The following is an 18,607-nucleotide window of genomic DNA, read 5'->3' as shown; positions in this document are numbered from 1 at the left end:
TAATCATTCAAGAGTAGTTTAGGATTAAATAAGGGAGACGCTGGCGGCATTTATGCCAGCGTTTGTCTCCATGTAGGCGAGGGTTCCGGGAATGAGGAAAATGACCGCCAGACAGCGACAAATGATAGGACTTCTCCTTGGGGTGAGCGAAGAGATCACCGCTGCCGAGATCGCTGCGGACACAGGTGTCAGTGTACGCACCGTTCACCGGGAGATGGAGGATATTGAGGGCATCCTGAAGGATTTTGGTCTCGATTTGAGCCGGAAATCCGGTAAGGGGATCCAGCTCAGCGGGCCGGAAGGTGGGCTTGAGAAGCTGCGGGTATACTTGCGGGAAGAGAAGCCGGCGGAATATTCAGGGGAGGATCGTAAGATCTATGAACTGTGCTCCCTGCTGGAAGCTGAGGAGCCAGTGAAGCTCTTTGCGCTAGCCCATTCGCTGAAAGTCACCGTAGCAACCATTAGCTACGATCTGGATGAACTCGAGCCATGGGTCCGCAAATTTGGTCTGAAGCTCGTCCGAAGGCGTGGTTATGGCGTGGAAATTACCGGCACCGAAGTGGATAAACGCAGGGCCATCGGCCGACTGGCCGCTGAGCATCTGGACCAGTCGGATCTGGTCGGTCATGTGCTGCCTGTACAAGGTAACCCGGTATTTAATATGCTGCTGTCCAGCGTGGGCAAGAACAAACTGATGGATGTCGAGAATACGCTCTGGGACATGGAATGGAAATGGACTGCGGAGCTGCCGGAAATCGTCTATATGGAGCTGCTGCTGGGGTTGTCTGTAACTGTACGACGGATCTGTATTGGCAGGGAAATTGATCTCACGGAAGATGTGGGGTACCCGCGAATGTCCGACCACCGGAATATTGCTGCTTCGGAGCAATTCGTCCTGCAACTGGGCCATATCCTGGGTATGACATTTCCGCGAACAGAAATTCTCTATATCGCGGGACTGTTTGACCGGGTGCAGGAGTCATTCTCTTCGACTGGTTTTGCGTACGGGGACATCGAGCTGGTGGAGATTGTTTACAGACTGACAGATAGCATCGCAAAGCGTACCGGGGTTCCATTCCTGCGCGACCGTTCCCTTCGGGAAGGAGTGATAGAGCATATCAATCCTGCCCTGAAGCGGATTCGTGAAGGAACCCGCATCCGTAATCCGCTACTGGGTCCGATTCGTAAGGATTACGAGGATTTGTTTCAGACTGTCCGGGATTCTGTAGAAGATCTGAACCTGGATCTTGTCATTCCCGACGAGGAGATTGGCTTTCTGGTGATGCACTTCGGCGCCTCCATGGAAAGACTGAATCAGCTCAGACGCAGTGTTCGGGCCATTCTGGTCTGTGCCAGCGGACTGAGCTCTTCACGGCTGCTGGCTACCAGGCTGAATAAGGAGCTGCCGCAGATTGAGGTCATGGGCAATGTCTCTTGGTATGAGGCAGCCCGTCTGCCGGAAGAAGATTATGACCTTATTATCTCCACTATCGATTTACCCCTGCCGGGTGATCGATATATCAAGATCAGCCCCCTGCTAACAGGGGAAGAAATAGAGAAGCTGCTGAGCTATATACAAAATACTGTGCCGAAAGAACGTGAAGAGCCTCCTGCAGGTGAATCAGGGACTGTTGTTCGGGAAGAAGCTGCTTTCGACCGAATGAAGAGTTATAGCGTCATTTTGGAAGAGATGCTCAGTCTGATTGAACGCTTCCGCCTCTATTCGCTCGACAATAGCGGAATGAACCTGCCGGCCACTTTGGCCGTCATGCTCGACATGATTGCAGATTTCGGTGTGATCGGTGACACCGGGCTGGTACTGGACCGGCTTCTGGAGCGGGAACGGATGGCCAGCCAGGTGATTCCGGATACCCGGCTGGCGCTGTTCCATACACGGAGCAGCCATATTCATAAGTCTTCCCTGACGCTGTACCGGCTGGAACAGCCTGTACAGCTGGATGGCGAGACGGAGGTCAGGGTTATCCTGCTCATGCTTGCCCCGCGCAAGCTGTCCAAGGAAAGCCTGGAGGTCCTGAGCGAGATCAGCGCTATGCTGCTCAATACAGAGCTGGTAAAGCTGCTGGAGGAGCGGGCGGAGCCGGAAATCCGGCGGTATCTGTCGTCCGAACTTTTACGTTTTTTCGAAAATAAACTTTGAAAGTGAGAGAAACCATATGAGTATACTGTCTGAAAATAAAGTAATGATGAACGCCACTGCCAAGGATAAATATGAAGCCATTCGAATGGCCGGGCAGCTATTAGTAGACGCAGGTCATGTAACCGAAGAATATATTCCGAAGATGCTGGACCGCGAAGAGGTAGTCTCCACTTATATGGGTGAAGGCTTGGCTATTCCTCACGGCACCAAAGAAGGCAGACCATTCATCAAGTCCACTGGACTGTCGATTCTGCGCTTCCCGGATGGGGTAGATTTTGGCGGCGATGAGCCAGCATTTGTTGTCATTGGTATTGCCGCAGCTGGTGACGGACATATGGAGATCCTGACTAATGTAGCGATGATCTTCAGCGAAGATGATGCCATCGAGCGTGTTATGAGTGCAGCGACACCGGCTGACGTTCTTGCTATCTTCGAAGGAGGCCTCGAGTAATGAAGGCTGTACACTTTGGCGCAGGCAATATCGGCAGAGGGTTTATCGGCCTTCTGTTGTCCCAAGCAGGGTATGAGGTTACTTTCGTCGATGTGAATGAGGCGTTTGTCTCGCAGCTTCAGCAGCGTGGTGAATATCCTGTTACCTTGGCCAGCGAAGGTCAGGAGACAGTGGTTGTCCGCAACGTCACAGCACTCAGCAGTGTCACTCACGGTGATGAGGTAGCGGCAGCTATTGCCGATGCTGATCTAGTGACTACCGCTGTAGGTGTATCTATTCTGAAACATATCGCGGGTGCTGTTGCCGAAGGGATTACCCGGCGGCTGGCGGGTTCCTCGTCCCCACTGCATGTCATTGCCTGCGAGAATGCTATCGGCGGCAGTGCACAGCTCAAGGAGCTGGTGTATGCCAAGCTGGATGAAGAGACTAGACGTAAAGCAGATGCTTCGGTTGCATTTCCGAATGCGGCTGTGGACCGGATTGTCCCACTGCAGCAGCATGAAGATATCCTGAAGGTGGTTGTCGAGCCGTTCTATGAATGGGTTGTGGATGCTTCGCAAATGATTCCGGGCTACAAGCCTGTAAATGGGGTTCATTATGTAGATAACCTGGAGCCGTACATCGAACGTAAACTGTTCACGGTGAACACGGGTCACTGTTCTGCGGCTTATCTGGGCTACTTGAAGGGCTACGAAACCATTCAGCAAGCAATGGCCGATGATGCATTGACTGCAAGTGTACGCGAAGTGCTTGAAGAGACTGGGGCTGTTCTGGTGAACAAGCATGGTTTTGATAAAGCCGAGCATGGCAAGTATATTGATAAAATTCTGGAGCGTTTCCGTAACCCGGCGCTGACGGATGAAGTCTCTCGTGTCGGACGTTCTCCGATCCGCAAGCTGTCTCCGAACGATCGTCTCGTTTCTCCGGCAGTTCAGGCGTATGAAGCAGGACTTGCTTTCACAGCTCTGACACGTTCGATGGCAGCTGCGCTGTTGTTTGATGTTAAGGATGATCCAGAAGCAGTCGAGCTTCAAGCTTCCCTTGCAGATATCGGACTATCGGAGGCGGTGGCTAAATATACCGGTCTTGCTGCCGATCACAAGGTGCATCAGTCGGTCTTGGCGGAATATGACAAGTTAAAGGCTAACTAGAATTAGCCCTGTCGGTGGCAGGGCTAAATAAAGGTAAATAAACAAAGACGGCTGGGATATTCTCCCGGCCGTCTTTGTTTCGTTCATATGTGTTTGTCCTGATTAGCTGTTCTCCAGGATTGTCTGCAAGGTGGTACGGTCAAGTCCCTCTACTAGCTTGATCAACAGCTCCTTGGCAGCCGCGTAATCATCGCTATGGATGACTGAGGAAGCCGTGTGGATATAACGGGAGCAGATTCCGATCACTGCCGAAGGAATCCCGATGCCGCTGACATGCACTTGTCCTGCATCAGTTCCGCCTTGGGAGACAAAATACTGATATTTGATACGGTGAGTGTCGGCGGTATCCTGTACATACTCGATCAGGCCGCGGTGGGTGATCATCGTTGGGTCGTAGATGCGCAGAAGCGCTCCTTGTCCAAGCTGGCCGAAGGCCTGACGGTCACCGGTCATGTCTGCAGCTGCACTGGCGTCCAGGCCGAAGAAAATATCCGGATTGAGCAGGTTGGCAGCTGTACGGGCGCCCCGCAGTCCTACTTCTTCCTGTACGGTTGCACCAGCGTACACGGTGTTAGGAAGCTTTTTGCCGGATAGCTCTTTCACAAGCTCCAGGGCCAGACCTACACCGTAGCGATTATCCCAGGCTTTAGCCAGGATCTTCTTGGGATTGGCTAGTGGAGTGAACGGGCAGATTGGCACGATCTGTTGACCTAGAGATACGCCGAAGCTTTGGGCTTCCTCACGGCTATCTGCACCGATGTCGATGTACATTTTGCCGATCTCACTTGTCTTGGTGCGCTCTTCATTGCTCAGCAGGTGGATAGGGGTGCTTCCTACAACACCTGTCAGCGGACCCTTTGGTGTAATGATGTGCAGCCGCTGTGAAGACACCGCTGAGGAGAGCCATCCGCCTAGTGGCTGAAACTTGATCATTCCATTGTCAGTGATGCCGGTAACCATAAAGCCGACTTCGTCGAAATGTCCCGCCACCATGATCTTAGGACCGTTCTCTTCGCCGCGCAGCACGCCGAACAGGCTGCCGAGGCGGTCCTGGACGAATTCGTCGGTATAAGGGGACATAGCCTCTTTGACATAGGCGCGCAGCTCACGCTCGAAGCCCGGGGCTGAAGGGAATTCGGTAAGTGTTTTGAACAAATCGAGTGTTTCTTGATTCATATGCAATCGCTCCTTTACTAACGTCTAGTATGAACATTTTGGAACCACTTGTCCACGTCTCGCGGATAAAACGACACCGGGCGTCGTCTCCACGAATACTATGCAGTAGTAGCCCTGATCGCAGGGGCTGAAAGAAAGGAAGCGATTGATAACGATGAGGGTTATGAGAAGCAGGCCCCAAGGAAGGGTGCAGACCCGGGCTGTCTATGGATATGGTGTCCGGCGCAGATACAGCACGCGGTATGGTCCGCCGAATGAAGCGGTGTTCATCTTAATACTGTTTTTGCTGCTTATTGTAATCCTGCTGTATTTTACCTGAGCACAGGAGGACATAAGGAGGGACCAGATAGCGAACAATAAGGAAAAACTTCTAAGCGAAGACAGTTCTGGAGCCTGTAGAAGCGGGAACCTGACTGCTACAGGCTCCTCTTCGCTAAACCATAGGAGGTGTGCTCATTGCCGGTTAAAACAAAGCGTTCAGGGGTTAAGCTGAAGCTCGATTCCTTGACCCCGGAGTCCTATGAGAAATTGTCCAAGCCTTATGTTCCTGCCCGTCCTGTCGGAAAAAACTGTATCCGCGCCTTTCTGGCTGGCGGTCTGATCTGTCTCATCGGACAAGGCATCCAGGAAGCCTATATGGCGATCTTCGGAATGAGTTCTAGGGTAGCGGCCAGTCCAACCGTAGCTACACTGATTCTCATTTCCGTTATCCTGACCTGTTTCGGCGTCTACGACAAGATGGCGCAATGGGCTGGTGCTGGTACGGCGGTGCCGGTTACGGGCTTTGCTAACAGCATGTGCTCCGCTGCGCTGGAGCATCGGGCCGAAGGGCTTGTGCTCGGTGTAGGTGGCAATATGTTTAAGCTGGCAGGTTCAGTTATCGTTTTTGGAACCGTTGCAGCATTCATCATTGGTGTAATTTATGCCTTGATGGGCTTTGGAGGTGGACATTAAATATGAAGCAGCTTGGCAGCCAGACCTGGGAATTCACTTCACGCCCTGTCATTTTGGGGTCTTCCTCCGTTGTCGGTCCTGAGGAAGGAGAGGGGCCGCTGGCCTCGGATTTTGACTTTATTTATGACTCGCTGAAGATGGGCGAGAAGACTTGGGAAAAGGCAGAACGGGTGCTGTTCGAGAAAGCCTCACAACTGGCACTTATAAATGCCGGCGTGAAGCAGGAGGATCTGGATTTCTTTGTTGGGGGCGACCTGATGAATCAGATTATCAGCAGCTCTTTTGCAGCCCGTAAGCTTGGAGTTCCTTATCTTGGTGTATTCGGTGCCTGTTCTACGTCTATGGAGAGTTTGGCCCTTGCGTCAATGATTGTGGATACAGGCGGTGCCAAGCTTGCACTGGCCGGAACTGCCAGTCACAACTGTACGGTGGAGAAGCAGTTCCGTTTTCCAACAGAGTACGGATCGCAGAAGCCGCCTACCGCGCAGTATACCGTCACAGGCTCGGGCTGTGCGATTGTCGGCCGTAATGATGGTTCTGTCAAAGGGCCGGTAGTGACGCATGCCACAATTGGACGAGTAATGGATTTGGGAGTTACCGACCCCTTTAATATGGGGAATGCCATGGCCCCGGCTGCAGCAGATACCATTACGGCTCATTTTCGCGACACGACCCTCTCCCCTGGACATTATGATCTTATTGTAACCGGAGATTTGGCCTCCGTAGGCCTGCCGATCGCCAAGACACTGTTGGCTAAGGAAGGGATACCAATGGAACAGACCCGGTTCGATGATTGCGGTCTGCTCATTTATGATCTGGAGAAGCAGAAGTACGTCATTGCAGGAGGAAGCGGCTGCGGCTGTTCGGCAGTGGTAACTTATGGACATATCTTGAAGCGCCTGAGAAAAGGTGAGCTCAAAAGAGTATTAGTAGTCGCTACAGGTGCATTACTATCCCCGATATCCTATCAGCAGGGTGAGAGCATTCCTTGTGTTGCACATGCAGTTTCCCTGGAGAGTGGAGGTGAAGAAGCATGATTTATTTGTGGGCCTTTCTGGTTGGCGGAGCAATCTGTGTTATTGGACAGCTAATGTTCGACGTGCTGAAGCTGACACCTGCGCATACTATGAGTACACTCGTCGTAGCGGGCGCAATTGCCGATGCCTTCGGTCTGTATGATCCGTTAGTCAAATTCGCTGGTGCGGGCGCTTCTGTACCTATAACGAGCTTTGGTAATTCCCTGGTGCACGGGGCGCTGACGGAACTGGAGCGGGATGGATGGATCGGCGTAGTGACCGGGATTTTCGACATCACAAGCGCCGGGATTTCATCAGCTATTGTGTTCTCGTTTCTGGCTGCACTTCTGGTCAGACCGAAGGGATAAGGGATACTTACAAGCAGGCTGGGATGACATTCCTGGCTTGCTTTTTCTATGCGCTGAAATATTGGGATTGGCTAGTGATTTTTTTTACATACATAGAAATAGCATTATCCATAATTCAGTTGCTTCAATAATGTACTTTGGGTCCCCTAATCATGTAAAATAAAATTAATACTGCTTCATTCTGACATAGGAGGTTTACCATTCATGCCCGTACGTCAAGAATCTATGCATATCATGAACACTGTACGCCACAACCTTGAATCCTGCATCCTTGGAAAATCATTCGAAATACAGCTCCTGCTGACGGCAATGCTTGCCGGAGGTCACGTCCTCATCGAGGATGTGCCGGGTACGGGTAAAACCCAACTGATTCGTGCACTGTCCAGATCCATGTCCGGCGATTACCGCCGTATCCAGTGCAATCCTGACATTCTGCCGAGTGATATAACCGGTGTGTCCGTCTATCACCCCAGGGACGAAATGTTCCATTTCCGCCCGGGGCCGGTCATGACGAATATTCTACTCGCAGATGAAATTAACCGCGCCACTACCAAGACACAATCAGCGCTTCTTGAAGTGATGGAGGAACGTAATGTCACCGTGGACGGCGAGACGTATACGCTTCCACATCCGTTTATGCTCTGTGCGACCCAGAACCCGATTGATTTTGAGGGGACGTATACATTGCCGGAAGCCCAGCTGGACCGGTTCATGCTGCGAATCAGTCTGGGTTATCCTGATGCGGAGACAGAGAAGACGCTGCTGCTTACCCATCAGGACGGCCAGCCGGTAGACAAGCTTACGCCGGTCACCAGCATGGAGCAGATTGCTATGATCCAGGAAGAGATCCGTGAGGTCTTCATCAGCGAACCTGTGCTGAACTATCTGCTGGATGTGGTGCGGATGACCCGTGAGCACCCACTGGTGCTGCTCGGTGCAAGCCCGCGTGCCTCTCTGTCCTTTATGATGGCCTGTAAAGCCTTTGCCTTCTTGCAGGGGCGTGATTATGTGCTGCCTGATGATGTCAAGATTCTTACCCCTTATGCACTGTCACACCGGATTCTGCTGCGTCCAGAATCGCGCCTGGATAATATTAGTGTGGATTCCCTGCTGCAGAAGCTCCTGCAAAATATCCATGTGCCTGTCACAATGAGGCAATAACATGAGACGTTATCTGTCTGCGGCGGCCGCTGTCATTCAGCCGGCGAAGTTCGCCGGCATCCTCGCAATTTGGGGTATCACATTGCTGTATGTATTGTTCCAAGGTGGAAAAACATCGATCATGCTGTTTATTATGGTTTCTGTTCTTATCCTTTATCTAATTGTCGGAGGGCTCGGCGGTGTTCGCCGGGCTACCGGCTCCCGCAGCTTCCATTCTGAGCAGGAGAAGCCTGATCTGCTGACCGCAGGCGGACATCTGCGAGTGCGGCTTAACGTAACAATCCCCGGCTTTCTCCCGCTGCCCTATGTTGTTGTGCGCGAAGTTATGAAACGACATAACGGCGAGAGCTGGGTATTCGAAGATAGCCTGATTACGAATCTCAAGGGTCAGGGGGAACTACGTTTTCAGACACCGCCAATGGAACGCGGCAGCTATACTTTTGGGGAGACGGATATTCTCAGTGAGGACATTTTCGGACTCGTGGAGCACAAAGGTTCATTTGTGGCCGGAGGCCAGTTCCGGGTCCTTCCCCGGGCGATATTCGTTCCACGCTGGCAGCTGTATGAGCGTAAATCAAGGCTGGCCGGTCCGCAGGTCTCCCTGGCTCAGTCCAGACGCGAGACCACACAGATCAATGGTGTTCGCGACTATGCATACGGTGACCGTCTGACTCGTATCCACTGGAATGCCACTGCCAAGACTGGAGCCTGGAAGTCCAAGGAATTCGAACACGAATCCATTCCCAAGACAATGATAGTCCTGGACGGCGGCTCGGGAGCATATGATACGGCTGCACAGTTGGAACTGGCAATCTCGATAACGGCTTCACTGCTCGGTTTTGGTATCCGGGAACGGATTGGCATTGGCCTGTGCTGTCTGGATAAGACTACCAAGGTCTTCTCTCCGGCTGAGAGCGGGGCGGAGCGGCAGAAGATGCTGCATTACCTGATCGATATCAATGCCGAGGGTCGGGGCTCTATTGTCGCCCGGCTGGAGAAGGCACACCGAATGTTCCCTAAGGGGGCTTATTTCGTGCTGGTCAGCCCGCTGAGTGGACAGCCTGTGCTGGAGACCTTGCGCTGGGCGGAAAGCCGTGGCATGACGCCTTCTCATCTGCATGTGCAGAACCCGGCAGGGGTGAATCGCAGCGGGAGCTGGCTGGAAATTTTGAAGGCCCGCGGGGTTACAGGTTATAGCGTGGATTCGCTTCAAGAACTTCCTGCTGTATTGGGAGGGGAATACTGAGATGAAGAGCTGGCTTAATCTGCTGAAATCAAACTGGCATTATGCTTTTAGTCTGTTATGGGCGACCATCATTGCCCTGCAATGGCTTTCTTATACTGATCCGGTCTGGCTGCGAGAGACGACGGCCTCCGTATTGATTGTTCTTGTTGCTGTAGCAATTATAGAAATACTATTGCCCATTCAGCGGGTATATCGCCTGCTAATCGAAGCCTGTGCAGTGCTGTATCTCCTGTACCGGACGCTTCTGCATTTTGGAATTTATGATACAGATATGATTTATGAGACCAAAGGAGAATGGCTAACGGATATCGCAGCCCAATCTACACCGTATCTGGCCTTTGTCATTGGGGCGTGGGGGCTGTTGCTGTTAACCTCCTGGTGGGTCAATACAAAGGCGCGTATTCTGATGTTTATCGGAATGAACATTGCTGCCTTCGGGGCACTGGATTCCTTCACTTCATCGGTGTTGTGGCAGGAGGTTGCGTGGACAGTGTTCGCAGGGATGGGCTGGCTGGTCAGTCAGCATCTGCGCAGCTTCCAGGTTCGTTATCCGCACGGCTGGTCCTATTTGCTGGATTATCCCTTGAAAGCTGTCGTGAATATCGCCATTATATTTTCATTAGTCATTCTTACAGGTATCAACATGCCGGAGGTTCGGCCTACATTGACTGACCCTTATACCGCTTGGAAAGAATGGAGTGGTGATGGCCCTGGTACTGGTGGCGGGTTATCAAGCTCAACAGACACGGGCGGCGGGAAGAGTTCAGCCAACAAGACCTCGTCCGGGTACAGCCTGGATGACAACAAGCTGGGCGGCGGGTTTAATTTTGATTATGCGCCCGTAATGAGCGTAATATCCGATCTGCGCACATATATGCGTGGAGAGACCCGAAACGTATATTCGGGGAAAGGCTGGAGTGATGATGATCGGCTGACAAGAGGTCCGCTTCGGACTGCAGAGGTCGGTGCAACCCTGGACGCTATCCCTTCAAAGATACAAACTCGTGAGTTACAGCAGACGGTAAGGATGCTGAACACCTATGAGTACCCCGTAATCTTCGGGGGCTACTCCATTACAACCGTAAATTCTGTTAACGAAGAAGCTCAGAGCGATGGCCTGTTCTGGCGGAACCGGGATAGTGAGCTGCTATGGGATGTGGATGGGAAGAAGCGGCCCTACCCTCAGACTTATGAAGTGACTTCTGCGGTTCCAATCATTCCTGTTCAGGAGCTCAGCAAGAAGAGTTTTGAACAATTGTACGGCGGAAAAGAAATTGATCCGGCGCTGTTGAAACTCCCGGGGGATTTCCCGGAACGGGTAAAGGAGTTGGCTAAGGAGATTACGGCGGATGCCAGCACTCCGTATGAAAAAACAGCGCTACTGCAACAATATTTACAGCTGAACTTTCCATACACCAATCAGCCAGATCTCTCGCGTGCCAAGAGTTCTGATTTTGTGGATAGCTTCTTGTTTGAAATTAAGGAAGGCTACTGCGATTATTACTCTACCGCACTTGTCACGATGGCCCGTTCCCTGAATATTCCTGCCCGCTGGGTGAAGGGCTATGCGCCGGGAGAGCAGCCTGAGCTGCCGGATAATCTGGGAATGCGGCCGGGTGGAGCAGCCAATAACAATTATACGATTACAGATGCGGACGCCCATTCCTGGGCCGAGGTGTATTTTGGGGAATATGGCTGGGTTCCTGTAGAGGCGACGCCAGGCTTCAACGTTCCGTTATTAGTACAGAATGAGACCCCGGACCGTGATACTCAAACAGATCAGCAGAAAGAGGAGGACCAGGAAGAAGCAGCCAAAGCTGCAGCGGCAAGCCAAAAGGAATTCCGTATGGGAACTTGGGCAGCGGTATCAGCTGCGGCGGTACTGTTGCTGTGGGGTGGATTCCAGCTTTGGAATCACCGTCTCAAGCTGCGTTTTCTGCTGCAGCGCCTAAAAGGCGGCGGTCCTTTGACCCCCGATCAGAAAGTGCTGATTGAGACCGGCCGTTGGGTCAAATATATGCGGCGCAGAGGCATGAGGAAGGAAAGCCATGAAACGCTGCGTGAATCGGTGGCTCGCTGGAGCAAGGAACGGCCTGCGGCAGCTGAAAATTTGACAGTTCTGTTAGGCATGTTCGAACAGGCGAAATACAGTCCGGATGTTATAGAAGACAAAGACTGGCGCACAGTGTATACTGAAGCTTTGCGGCTGCGGAAAAGCATGAAAGCCGGCAGATGAAGCCCCGGGGCAGATGGAATTCTGCCTTGGCTTTGTTTGCGAAGACCATAGAGTATGATATAGTTTTTTGTATGAAATCGAGGTGAACGTATTGTTTGAAAAGTTGGTCCCGAAGCTCCGGGTGAATACGGTGTTCGATATCGCTCTGGAAGAGCTGTATCAGCAAGGCTACCGGGGCATCATTACGGATCTGGATAATACGCTGGTTGGCGCGAAGGCGCCGTTAGCGACTCCTGAACTGCTGGTATGGTTCCAGAAGGTGAAGGAACTGGGTTTCAAGCTGATTATTGTATCCAATAATAATATGGACCGGGTCTCGCGTTTTGCCACACCGCTCAATATTGAATTTGTACATCAGGCCCGCAAGCCAATCAATGCTCCCTTTCATAAGGCCATGAAGATGATGGATCTGTCACCTAATCAAACGATTGTGGTGGGAGATCAGATGCTGACCGATGTGTATGGAGGCAACCGGCTTGGTTTGTACACGGTGCTTGTGTTACCCATTTCCATCAAGGATGAGGGGATCGGCACAAGGTTCAACCGTCGGGTAGAGCGGATTGCCCAAAGCAGGCTCCGCAAAAAAGGATTGTGGCACGAGGAGGAAAAACCCCAATGAATCAACACAGTGAAACACAGCGCCCTGTTAAATGCAGCGGCTGCGGCATTAAGCTCCAGACTGAGGACAGAGAGCTTCCAGGCTTCATCCCTGAGTCGGCTTTTAATCGGGAGCCTGTGATCTGTCAGCGCTGTTTCCGTATCAAGAACTATAATGAAGCTTCTTCCGTATCGGTAGATCAGGATGAGTTTCTGCGTCTGCTGAGCGGAGTAGGCGAGAAGAATGCCCTTGTCATTCATATTGTCGATTTGTTCGACTTTGAAGGCAGTTTGATTTCGGGTCTGCAGCGCTTTGTTGGCAATAACCCTGTTATTCTCGCAGTGAACAAAAGCGATTTACTGCCGAAGGTTACGAACTGGAACAAAGTCCGCAACTGGGTGCAACAACGCTGCAAAGAGCATGGATTGCGTACAGCCGAGATTGTACTCTGCAGCGCGAAGCGCAATCAAGGCTTTGACCGGCTATTGGAAGCAGTCTCTGAACTGCGTGGTCAACGCGATGTCTACGTCGTAGGGGCGACCAATGTGGGTAAATCCACGCTGATTAACCGTCTGATCTCAGACTATAGCGATCTGGATCAGGAATTGACGACTTCACGCTATCCGGGTACAACCTTGGATACAGTGAAGATTCCGCTGGACGACGGTCATTACATTATTGATACTCCAGGGATTGTCTATCCTTGGCGCTACAGTGAATTAGTGCACCGCCGTGATCTGGATGCGGTTATGCCTGTAAATCCGTTGAAACCTGCCGTGTATCAACTGAATGCAGGGCAGTCGCTTTTCTTTGGCGGGCTGGGACGATTTGATTTTGTGCAGGGAGAACGCCAGTCGTTTACCTGTTTCATTAGTGGAATGCTGAAAATTCACCGCACGAAGCTTGAACGTGCAGACGAGCTATACGCGAATCATCGCGGCGTCATGCTGTCACCTCCGGCAGCGGATATTATGGATGAGCTGCCGCAGTGGCAGCGTCACGAGTTCCGTATTGGCCGGAACAGCCTCAGCGATCTATATATTTCGGGTCTGGGCTGGATTAAAATCAATGGAACGGAAGGTGCGGTTGTGGCCGTTCACGTTCCGCGCGGCGTGAAGGTGCTTACCCGCCCTTCGCTGATTTAGAGAGAGGGGGACGGCCGGTATGGAATCTACTGCCGTGAAGTACAAGAACGGTGATATCCTGCTGGGTGTAATGGGAGACCCTATCGGACATTCCAAGTCCCCGCTGATGCACGGTGCCGCTTTGAAAGCTATGGGCATTCCTGGGGCTTACGTGCCCCTGCATGTGAAGCCTGAGGATCTCGGCGAGGCTGTGCACGCGATTCGGACGCTGGGCTTTCGCGGGGTCAATGTCACGATTCCACACAAGGTAGCAGTGATGGAATATCTGGATCGGCTGGATGGGAGTGCACTTGCTATCGGTGCTGTGAATACCATTGTCAATGATGATGGTGTGCTCACAGGCTACAACACAGATGGCATCGGCTATGTACGTTCTTTGAAGGCAGAAGCGATCTCTGATTTGTCCGGTGCCCGGATCATGGTGATTGGGGCAGGTGGAGCAGCCAGAGGAATTGTGGCTGCCCTGCTTCAGGAAGCGCCTGCTTCCATCGTCATTGCCAACCGCACTGCGGACAAGGCTCAGGATCTGGCGGCAGAATGGAGCGGATCGGGCAGCTTGGCCGGAATCTCTCTGGATGACATGGGGGAGCATTTGAAGGATATCGATGTGCTGATTAACACCACTTCTGTCGGGATGTATCCCCATATCGACGGGCTGCCGGTAAATCCGGCACTGCTGCATCCCGGAATGGTGGTCAGCGACTTAATCTATAACCCGCTGCACACTCGGCTGCTTACGGAGAGCCTGGAAAGAGGCTGTATCATTCACGGAGGCCTGGGGATGTTCGTCTATCAAGGTGCGTATGCTCTTGAATATTGGACAGGACAGACTGCTCCTGTGGATATTATGCGCCAAACCATTGAGGAAAGCCTCGGCGGTGGAGCATAAGCAATGAATTTACTGGTTTAGGGTAATAATATGTTAATTAAGGAGTTTGTTCATTTATGTTAACTGGAAAACAAAAACGCTACCTGCGCTCATTGGCACATCATCTTGATTCTGTATTTCAGGTCGGCAAAGGCGGCGTGAACGATCATCTGGTTCGTCATATCGAGGAAGCCATCGAGAAACGGGAACTGATGAAGATTAGTGTGCTGAATAACAATATTGAAGATCCGAAGGAAATCGGTGCTGCACTGGCCGAGCAATCGGGTTCGGAGCTTGTACAGGTTATTGGGAAGACCATCGTTCTGTACAAAGAATCCCGTGACAACAAGACGATTGAACTGCCGCGTTAACATAGCAGGAATCAACGGGAATTGAAAAGAAAACGGGGAGGCGATCCTCTTGAAGATTGGAATCATGGGAGGGACTTTCGATCCTCCCCATATCGGTCATATGTTGGCGGCGGAATCGGCAAGAGATACCTACGGTCTCGATGAAGTCTGGTTCATGCCTTCACATATTCCCCCGCACAAGCACGAAGCAGGAGTATCGGGTGAAGACAGACTGGCCATGGTGCAGGAGGCGGTGAAGCATCATCCCTCTTTCCGTACACTGGACCTTGAGGTCCTGCGAGGTGGGGTCTCCTACACCATTGATACGATCAGAGAACTGCAAACCGAGCATCCGCATTCGGAGTTTTATTTTATCATTGGAGCCGACATGGTGGAGTATCTGCCGAAGTGGCAGTCAATCGATGAGCTGGTGCAGCGCCTGACCTTTATTGGTGTGGGCAGACCTGGGACGCCGCTGGATCTGGGGTCCCTGCCTGATCATATTGCCGGCCGGGTTACACTTGCGGATATGCCGCAGGTGGATATATCATCGACAATGCTGCGGCAGCGGGCGGCTGAAGGCAGGTCGATCCGGTATATGGTACCGGATGGTGTTTATGAATATGTGCAAAGGGGTGGACTATATGGCATACAGTCGTGAGGCGCTGATTGAGGCAGTCTCTGCGCAGATGCCCGACAAGCGATGGAAGCATACGCTGGGCGTCATGGAGTCCTCCGTCAAGCTGGCGGAAACGTACGGAGCTGACCCTGTTCGCGCGGAAACTGCAGCCATTCTGCATGATGTAGCAAAATATTGGCCTGTGGAGCGCATGCGGGACATTATTGAGCAGAATGGTTTGTCCAAAGAACTGCTGTCCCATGACAAGCAGCTTTGGCATGCAGAGGTGGGAGCTTTTGTCGCAGAACATGACTATGGCATTACCGATTCCGAGGTGCTGGATGCCATAAGGTATCATACCTCAGGCCGTGAGGGCATGGGAATATTGGAGAAGGTCGTTTGCCTCGCCGATTATATTGAGCCGGGACGCGACTTTCCGGGTGTCAATCACATCCGCAAACAGGCGAAAGTCAGTCTTGAGGACGGACTGGTGGCCGGTTTCGATTCTACCATCAGCCTGCTGCTCGAGAAACGCCGAATTGTGTTTCCGCTGACCGTATTAGCCCGAAATGATTTAGTCAGAATATTGGAGGAAAAAGAATGAGTCTACCATCAAGCAAGCTATTGCAGCTGGCGCTTAAGGCTGCTGAAGATAAAAAAGCAATGAATGTCGTTGCGCTGGATCTGCGCAATATTTCACCGATCAGCGATTACTTTGTCATCTGTCACGGTAATTCCGATATCCAGGTGCAAGCCATTGCTACCGAGGTTCGTAAAGTCGTGCATGAAGCAGGCGGTGTCATCCGCGGTATCGAAGGGATGGATTCTGCACGCTGGGTGCTGATGGACCTGGGAGATGTGGTTGTCCATGTCTTCCACCGCGATGAGCGCGAATATTACAATATTGAGCGTCTATGGTCCGATGCCAAGGTTGTGGAGACTGTATGAACCTGATTGCTGGAACTACAGTTACTTTAACGGTAGCACGTGAAGTATCTCCTTACGGTTATTTTTTGACCAACGGTGACGAAGAGGTCATGCTTCACTATACGGAGCTGGCTAACAAAAGCAAACCTAAACCGGGCGACAAGCTGGAAGTGTTTATCTTCTTTGACACGGAAGATCGGCTTGCCGCTACTTTGAATAAGCCTTACCTGCAGCTTGGTGAATTGGCGCTGCTGGAAGTAGCGGACATCCATCCCCGGTTGGGCTGCTTTCTGGAAATGGGACTTGGCCGTCAACTGCTGCTTCCCATCCGTGAGTTGCCTGATCTGAACGAGCTTAAGCCTCAGATTGGCGATAAGGTGTTTGTCCTTATGGAACACGACAAACAGGGCCGTCTGCGTGCGAAGCTGGCCGGAGAGCAGGAGCTAGCTCCACTCGCGGTGGCAGCGCCTGAGTCCTGGAAAGGCCAGACCGTCTCTGCCAGAGTGTACAAGCCGCTGCAAATGGGGACATTCGTCCTTGTGGATGCTGGTGTACTGGGCTTTGGCATCATCGGCATGGTCCATTCCTCTGAACGCAGTCGTCTGCTTCGCCTGGGCGAACAGATTGGGGCGCGGATATCGCATGTTCGCGAGGATGGCCGGGTCAATCTTTCGATGAGCCAGCGTAAGGAAGTTGGCCGTGATGTGGACTCCACAACATTGTTGGAATTCCTGAACTCCCGTCCTGGCGGCTCAATGCCTTATTCGGATGCAACGCCTCCGGACATTATTAAGCAACGTTTTGGCATCAGCAAATCGGCGTTCAAACGGGCGCTTGGCAAACTCATGAAGGAAGGCCTGGTCACCCAAAAGGAAAACTGGACCTACCTGGCGAGTTCGCAGGAGAATGCTTCCGCTGAAGGAAACGATGCCAATGAAGGCGAATCCAGCCAAGACGGACAATAAGCCTGATTATAGAAAGTGCGGTGAACGCAGTGCCTTCCTACGGGAAATTTGCTTATGTATACGATGAGCTGATGGCGGACATGCCTTATCCAGACTGGATTACATTTGCCGAGACGGCCTGGAGCAAATACGGCAAGCCGCTGACGGTAGTGGAGCTAGGCTGCGGAACGGGGACAATCACAATCCCGCTGGCAGGGGCCGGCTACCGGATGACGGGCATTGACCTCTCGGAGGACATGCTAGCTGTTGCCCAGCGCAAGATGGAGGATCATCCGCAGGGACGGCGTTTTCTCAGAGAGGGAAGCGTTCGTTGGGTCAATCAGAATATGAAAGCCTGGGAACTGCCCGAGCCGGTGGACTCTGTAATTTCATTCTGCGATTGCTTGAACTATGTCGTGGAAGAGGAAGATATCCGTGCAGTCTTCGCCCGTACCTACGCTGGGTTGAAGCCTGGAGGAACATTCCTGTTCGACGTTCATCACCCGAATACGCTGATCCGCTATGAGGAAGAACAGCCTTTTATTCTGGATGAGGAATCAGTATCCTATATCTGGACTTGTGAGCTGGACGTGCCACGACGCGAGATTGAGCATCATCTGTCCATATTTGCCCGTGAAGAAAGAGGCAACGGTCTGTATCGTCGTTTCGAGGAGACGCACATCCAGCGCGCTTACGAACCGGATTGGTTAAAGGCGGAGCTGGTTAAGGCGGGTTTCTCCAGCGTGGAGACGTTCGCTGATTTCGAATGGGTTGAGGCGGATGATGATGCCCAGCGGTTGTTTTATATTTGTGTAAAATGATGGTTTGGGTAGTTCATGCTTAGAGTCTAGGGGCGGGGGTTCGCTGAACTGGGACGCTGCGGGCCGGAGGTTTCTTCCGATCGCTGTTAAAGTCCGATTTCTGATTGTAATAAGAGATTATAGGGTGAAATCGGACTTTAAAGGCGAACACTATCGTTTCTCCAGAATTCCTCCGGCCTCCGCTCTTGTTCGAGCGGCAAGCACCGCCCCTAATCTCAAGCATGAACCTTAGGGGGCAGCAGCTTATGCGATTTTCGCAGGCGGCTGCCTTTTTGACTGAATCCGTTTGTGGCCCCTTTGTACCTCTGTCAATAGAGTGGACACAGTAAATAGGGTCAATTCGCTAGTTTTAGATTGCTGTAGTACAGTGACTCGAAACGATCTGGAGACAGATATCCCAGTTTACTGTGAATTCGTT

At 52.0% G+C, this 18,607-nt stretch carries 20 protein-coding genes; 19 read left to right on the top strand and 1 reads right to left on the bottom strand.

The window, feature by feature from the left end; genetic code table 11:
- Positions 1-91 precede the first annotated feature (91 nt).
- Genes HPT30_RS09300 through HPT30_RS09290 form a run of 3 tightly spaced genes read left to right on the top strand, consistent with a single transcriptional unit; the run spans position 92 to position 3,760 of the window.
- The gene (locus HPT30_RS09300; RefSeq protein WP_175371126.1) at positions 92-2,158 is read left to right on the top strand and encodes a BglG family transcription antiterminator; all 2,067 of its coding nucleotides are present in this window, start codon (positions 92-94) and stop codon (positions 2,156-2,158) included.
- Positions 2,159-2,174: 16 nt separating this feature from the next.
- Complete coding sequence (locus HPT30_RS09295; RefSeq protein ID WP_066373444.1) at positions 2,175-2,609, top strand: PTS mannitol transporter subunit IIA; 435 nt, start codon at positions 2,175-2,177, stop codon at positions 2,607-2,609.
- A complete protein-coding gene (locus HPT30_RS09290; protein WP_175371125.1) occupies positions 2,609-3,760 on the top strand; it encodes a mannitol-1-phosphate 5-dehydrogenase in 1,152 nt (383 codons plus the stop codon). The genes HPT30_RS09295 and HPT30_RS09290 overlap by 1 nt, the downstream gene beginning before the upstream one ends.
- Positions 3,761-3,862: 102 nt before the next feature.
- Here the strand turns inward: HPT30_RS09290 and HPT30_RS09285 are convergent, their stop codons facing one another.
- On the bottom strand, positions 3,863-4,936 hold the full coding sequence (locus HPT30_RS09285) for a M42 family metallopeptidase (protein WP_066373448.1): 1,074 nt from the start codon (positions 4,934-4,936) through the stop codon (positions 3,863-3,865).
- A 154-nt stretch (positions 4,937-5,090) separates the two neighbouring features.
- On the opposite strand from HPT30_RS09285, the gene HPT30_RS09280 reads away from it, so the two are divergent.
- The 16 genes from HPT30_RS09280 (at position 5,091) to HPT30_RS09205 (ending at position 18,189) form a co-directional block, all read left to right on the top strand.
- Positions 5,091-5,255, top strand: a complete 165-nt coding sequence (locus HPT30_RS09280; RefSeq protein WP_175371124.1) for a hypothetical protein — start codon at positions 5,091-5,093, stop codon at positions 5,253-5,255.
- Positions 5,256-5,392: 137 nt separating this feature from the next.
- Positions 5,393-5,890 (top strand): stage V sporulation protein AC, encoded by a 498-nt coding sequence (gene spoVAC, locus HPT30_RS09275; protein ID WP_175371123.1) that lies wholly within the window; start codon positions 5,393-5,395, stop codon positions 5,888-5,890.
- A gap of 2 nt (positions 5,891-5,892) precedes the next feature.
- Positions 5,893-6,927 carry a stage V sporulation protein AD gene (gene spoVAD / locus HPT30_RS09270; protein ID WP_175371122.1) on the top strand — a complete coding sequence of 345 codons (1,035 nt, stop codon included), beginning with the start codon at positions 5,893-5,895 and terminating at the stop codon, positions 6,925-6,927.
- The gene (spoVAE, locus tag HPT30_RS09265) at positions 6,924-7,274 is read left to right on the top strand and encodes a stage V sporulation protein AE (RefSeq protein WP_066373454.1); all 351 of its coding nucleotides are present in this window, start codon (positions 6,924-6,926) and stop codon (positions 7,272-7,274) included. The genes spoVAD and spoVAE overlap by 4 nt, the downstream gene beginning before the upstream one ends.
- Before the next feature lie 204 nt (positions 7,275-7,478).
- On the top strand, positions 7,479-8,435 hold the full coding sequence (locus HPT30_RS09260; RefSeq protein ID WP_175371121.1) for an AAA family ATPase: 957 nt from the start codon (positions 7,479-7,481) through the stop codon (positions 8,433-8,435).
- 1 nt (position 8,436) lies between these two features.
- Positions 8,437-9,681 carry a DUF58 domain-containing protein gene (locus HPT30_RS09255; protein WP_175371120.1) on the top strand — a complete coding sequence of 415 codons (1,245 nt, stop codon included), beginning with the start codon at positions 8,437-8,439 and terminating at the stop codon, positions 9,679-9,681.
- A gap of 1 nt (position 9,682) precedes the next feature.
- On the top strand, positions 9,683-11,917 hold the full coding sequence (locus tag HPT30_RS09250) for a DUF4129 domain-containing transglutaminase family protein (protein WP_175371119.1): 2,235 nt from the start codon (positions 9,683-9,685) through the stop codon (positions 11,915-11,917).
- A gap of 91 nt (positions 11,918-12,008) precedes the next feature.
- A complete protein-coding gene (locus tag HPT30_RS09245) occupies positions 12,009-12,536 on the top strand; it encodes a YqeG family HAD IIIA-type phosphatase (protein ID WP_066374320.1) in 528 nt (175 codons plus the stop codon).
- Positions 12,533-13,660, top strand: a complete 1,128-nt coding sequence (gene yqeH, locus HPT30_RS09240; RefSeq protein WP_175371118.1) for a ribosome biogenesis GTPase YqeH — start codon at positions 12,533-12,535, stop codon at positions 13,658-13,660. Before HPT30_RS09245 ends, yqeH begins: the two co-directional genes overlap by 4 nt.
- A 19-nt stretch (positions 13,661-13,679) precedes the next feature.
- Entirely contained in the window at positions 13,680-14,549 is an 870-nt protein-coding gene (gene aroE / locus HPT30_RS09235; RefSeq protein WP_175371117.1) for a shikimate dehydrogenase, read from the top strand.
- A 56-nt stretch (positions 14,550-14,605) separates the two neighbouring features.
- The gene (yhbY, locus tag HPT30_RS09230; RefSeq protein ID WP_066373463.1) at positions 14,606-14,899 is read left to right on the top strand and encodes a ribosome assembly RNA-binding protein YhbY; all 294 of its coding nucleotides are present in this window, start codon (positions 14,606-14,608) and stop codon (positions 14,897-14,899) included.
- Positions 14,900-14,948: 49 nt separating this feature from the next.
- Entirely contained in the window at positions 14,949-15,539 is a 591-nt protein-coding gene (locus tag HPT30_RS09225; RefSeq protein ID WP_175371116.1) for a nicotinate-nucleotide adenylyltransferase, read from the top strand.
- Complete coding sequence (gene yqeK / locus HPT30_RS09220) at positions 15,523-16,101, top strand: bis(5'-nucleosyl)-tetraphosphatase (symmetrical) YqeK (RefSeq protein ID WP_175371115.1); 579 nt, start codon at positions 15,523-15,525, stop codon at positions 16,099-16,101. The genes HPT30_RS09225 and yqeK overlap by 17 nt, the downstream gene beginning before the upstream one ends.
- A complete protein-coding gene (gene rsfS / locus HPT30_RS09215; protein ID WP_175371114.1) occupies positions 16,098-16,445 on the top strand; it encodes a ribosome silencing factor in 348 nt (115 codons plus the stop codon). Before yqeK ends, rsfS begins: the two co-directional genes overlap by 4 nt.
- Positions 16,442-17,389 (top strand): CvfB family protein, encoded by a 948-nt coding sequence (locus HPT30_RS09210; protein ID WP_175371113.1) that lies wholly within the window; start codon positions 16,442-16,444, stop codon positions 17,387-17,389. Before rsfS ends, HPT30_RS09210 begins: the two co-directional genes overlap by 4 nt.
- Positions 17,390-17,418: 29 nt before the next feature.
- Positions 17,419-18,189, top strand: coding sequence for a class I SAM-dependent DNA methyltransferase (locus tag HPT30_RS09205; protein ID WP_175371211.1), 771 nt, complete (start codon positions 17,419-17,421; stop codon positions 18,187-18,189).
- Positions 18,190-18,607 lie beyond the last annotated feature (418 nt).

It is taken from the genome of Paenibacillus agri, assembly GCF_013359945.1.
In the GTDB taxonomy this organism is placed as follows: Bacteria; Bacillota; Bacilli; order Paenibacillales; family Paenibacillaceae; genus Paenibacillus_AQ; species Paenibacillus_AQ agri.
This window is presented reverse-complemented; position numbering and strand designations above follow the sequence as displayed.

What these genes read in the sequence shown, in the direction of transcription:
- HPT30_RS09290 (WP_175371125.1), top strand. Translation starts at nt 2,609, where the DNA reads ATGAAGGCTGTACACTTTGGCGCAGGCAATATCGGCAGAGGGTTTATC.
- HPT30_RS09250 (WP_175371119.1), top strand. Translation starts at nt 9,683, where the DNA reads ATGAAGAGCTGGCTTAATCTGCTGAAATCAAACTGGCATTATGCTTTT.
- spoVAD (WP_175371122.1), top strand. Translation starts at nt 5,893, where the DNA reads ATGAAGCAGCTTGGCAGCCAGACCTGGGAATTCACTTCACGCCCTGTC.
- HPT30_RS09300 (WP_175371126.1), top strand. Translation starts at nt 92, where the DNA reads ATGAGGAAAATGACCGCCAGACAGCGACAAATGATAGGACTTCTCCTT.
- HPT30_RS09255 (WP_175371120.1), top strand. Translation starts at nt 8,437, where the DNA reads ATGAGACGTTATCTGTCTGCGGCGGCCGCTGTCATTCAGCCGGCGAAG.
- yqeH (WP_175371118.1), top strand. Translation starts at nt 12,533, where the DNA reads ATGAATCAACACAGTGAAACACAGCGCCCTGTTAAATGCAGCGGCTGC.
- HPT30_RS09260 (WP_175371121.1), top strand. Translation starts at nt 7,479, where the DNA reads ATGCCCGTACGTCAAGAATCTATGCATATCATGAACACTGTACGCCAC.
- yqeK (WP_175371115.1), top strand. Translation starts at nt 15,523, where the DNA reads ATGGCATACAGTCGTGAGGCGCTGATTGAGGCAGTCTCTGCGCAGATG.
- spoVAE (WP_066373454.1), top strand. Translation starts at nt 6,924, where the DNA reads ATGATTTATTTGTGGGCCTTTCTGGTTGGCGGAGCAATCTGTGTTATT.
- HPT30_RS09210 (WP_175371113.1), top strand. Translation starts at nt 16,442, where the DNA reads ATGAACCTGATTGCTGGAACTACAGTTACTTTAACGGTAGCACGTGAA.
- aroE (WP_175371117.1), top strand. Translation starts at nt 13,680, where the DNA reads ATGGAATCTACTGCCGTGAAGTACAAGAACGGTGATATCCTGCTGGGT.
- HPT30_RS09285 (WP_066373448.1), bottom strand. Translation starts at nt 4,936, where the DNA reads ATGAATCAAGAAACACTCGATTTGTTCAAAACACTTACCGAATTCCCT.
- rsfS (WP_175371114.1), top strand. Translation starts at nt 16,098, where the DNA reads ATGAGTCTACCATCAAGCAAGCTATTGCAGCTGGCGCTTAAGGCTGCT.
- HPT30_RS09295 (WP_066373444.1), top strand. Translation starts at nt 2,175, where the DNA reads ATGAGTATACTGTCTGAAAATAAAGTAATGATGAACGCCACTGCCAAG.
- yhbY (WP_066373463.1), top strand. Translation starts at nt 14,606, where the DNA reads ATGTTAACTGGAAAACAAAAACGCTACCTGCGCTCATTGGCACATCAT.
- HPT30_RS09280 (WP_175371124.1), top strand. Translation starts at nt 5,091, where the DNA reads ATGAGGGTTATGAGAAGCAGGCCCCAAGGAAGGGTGCAGACCCGGGCT.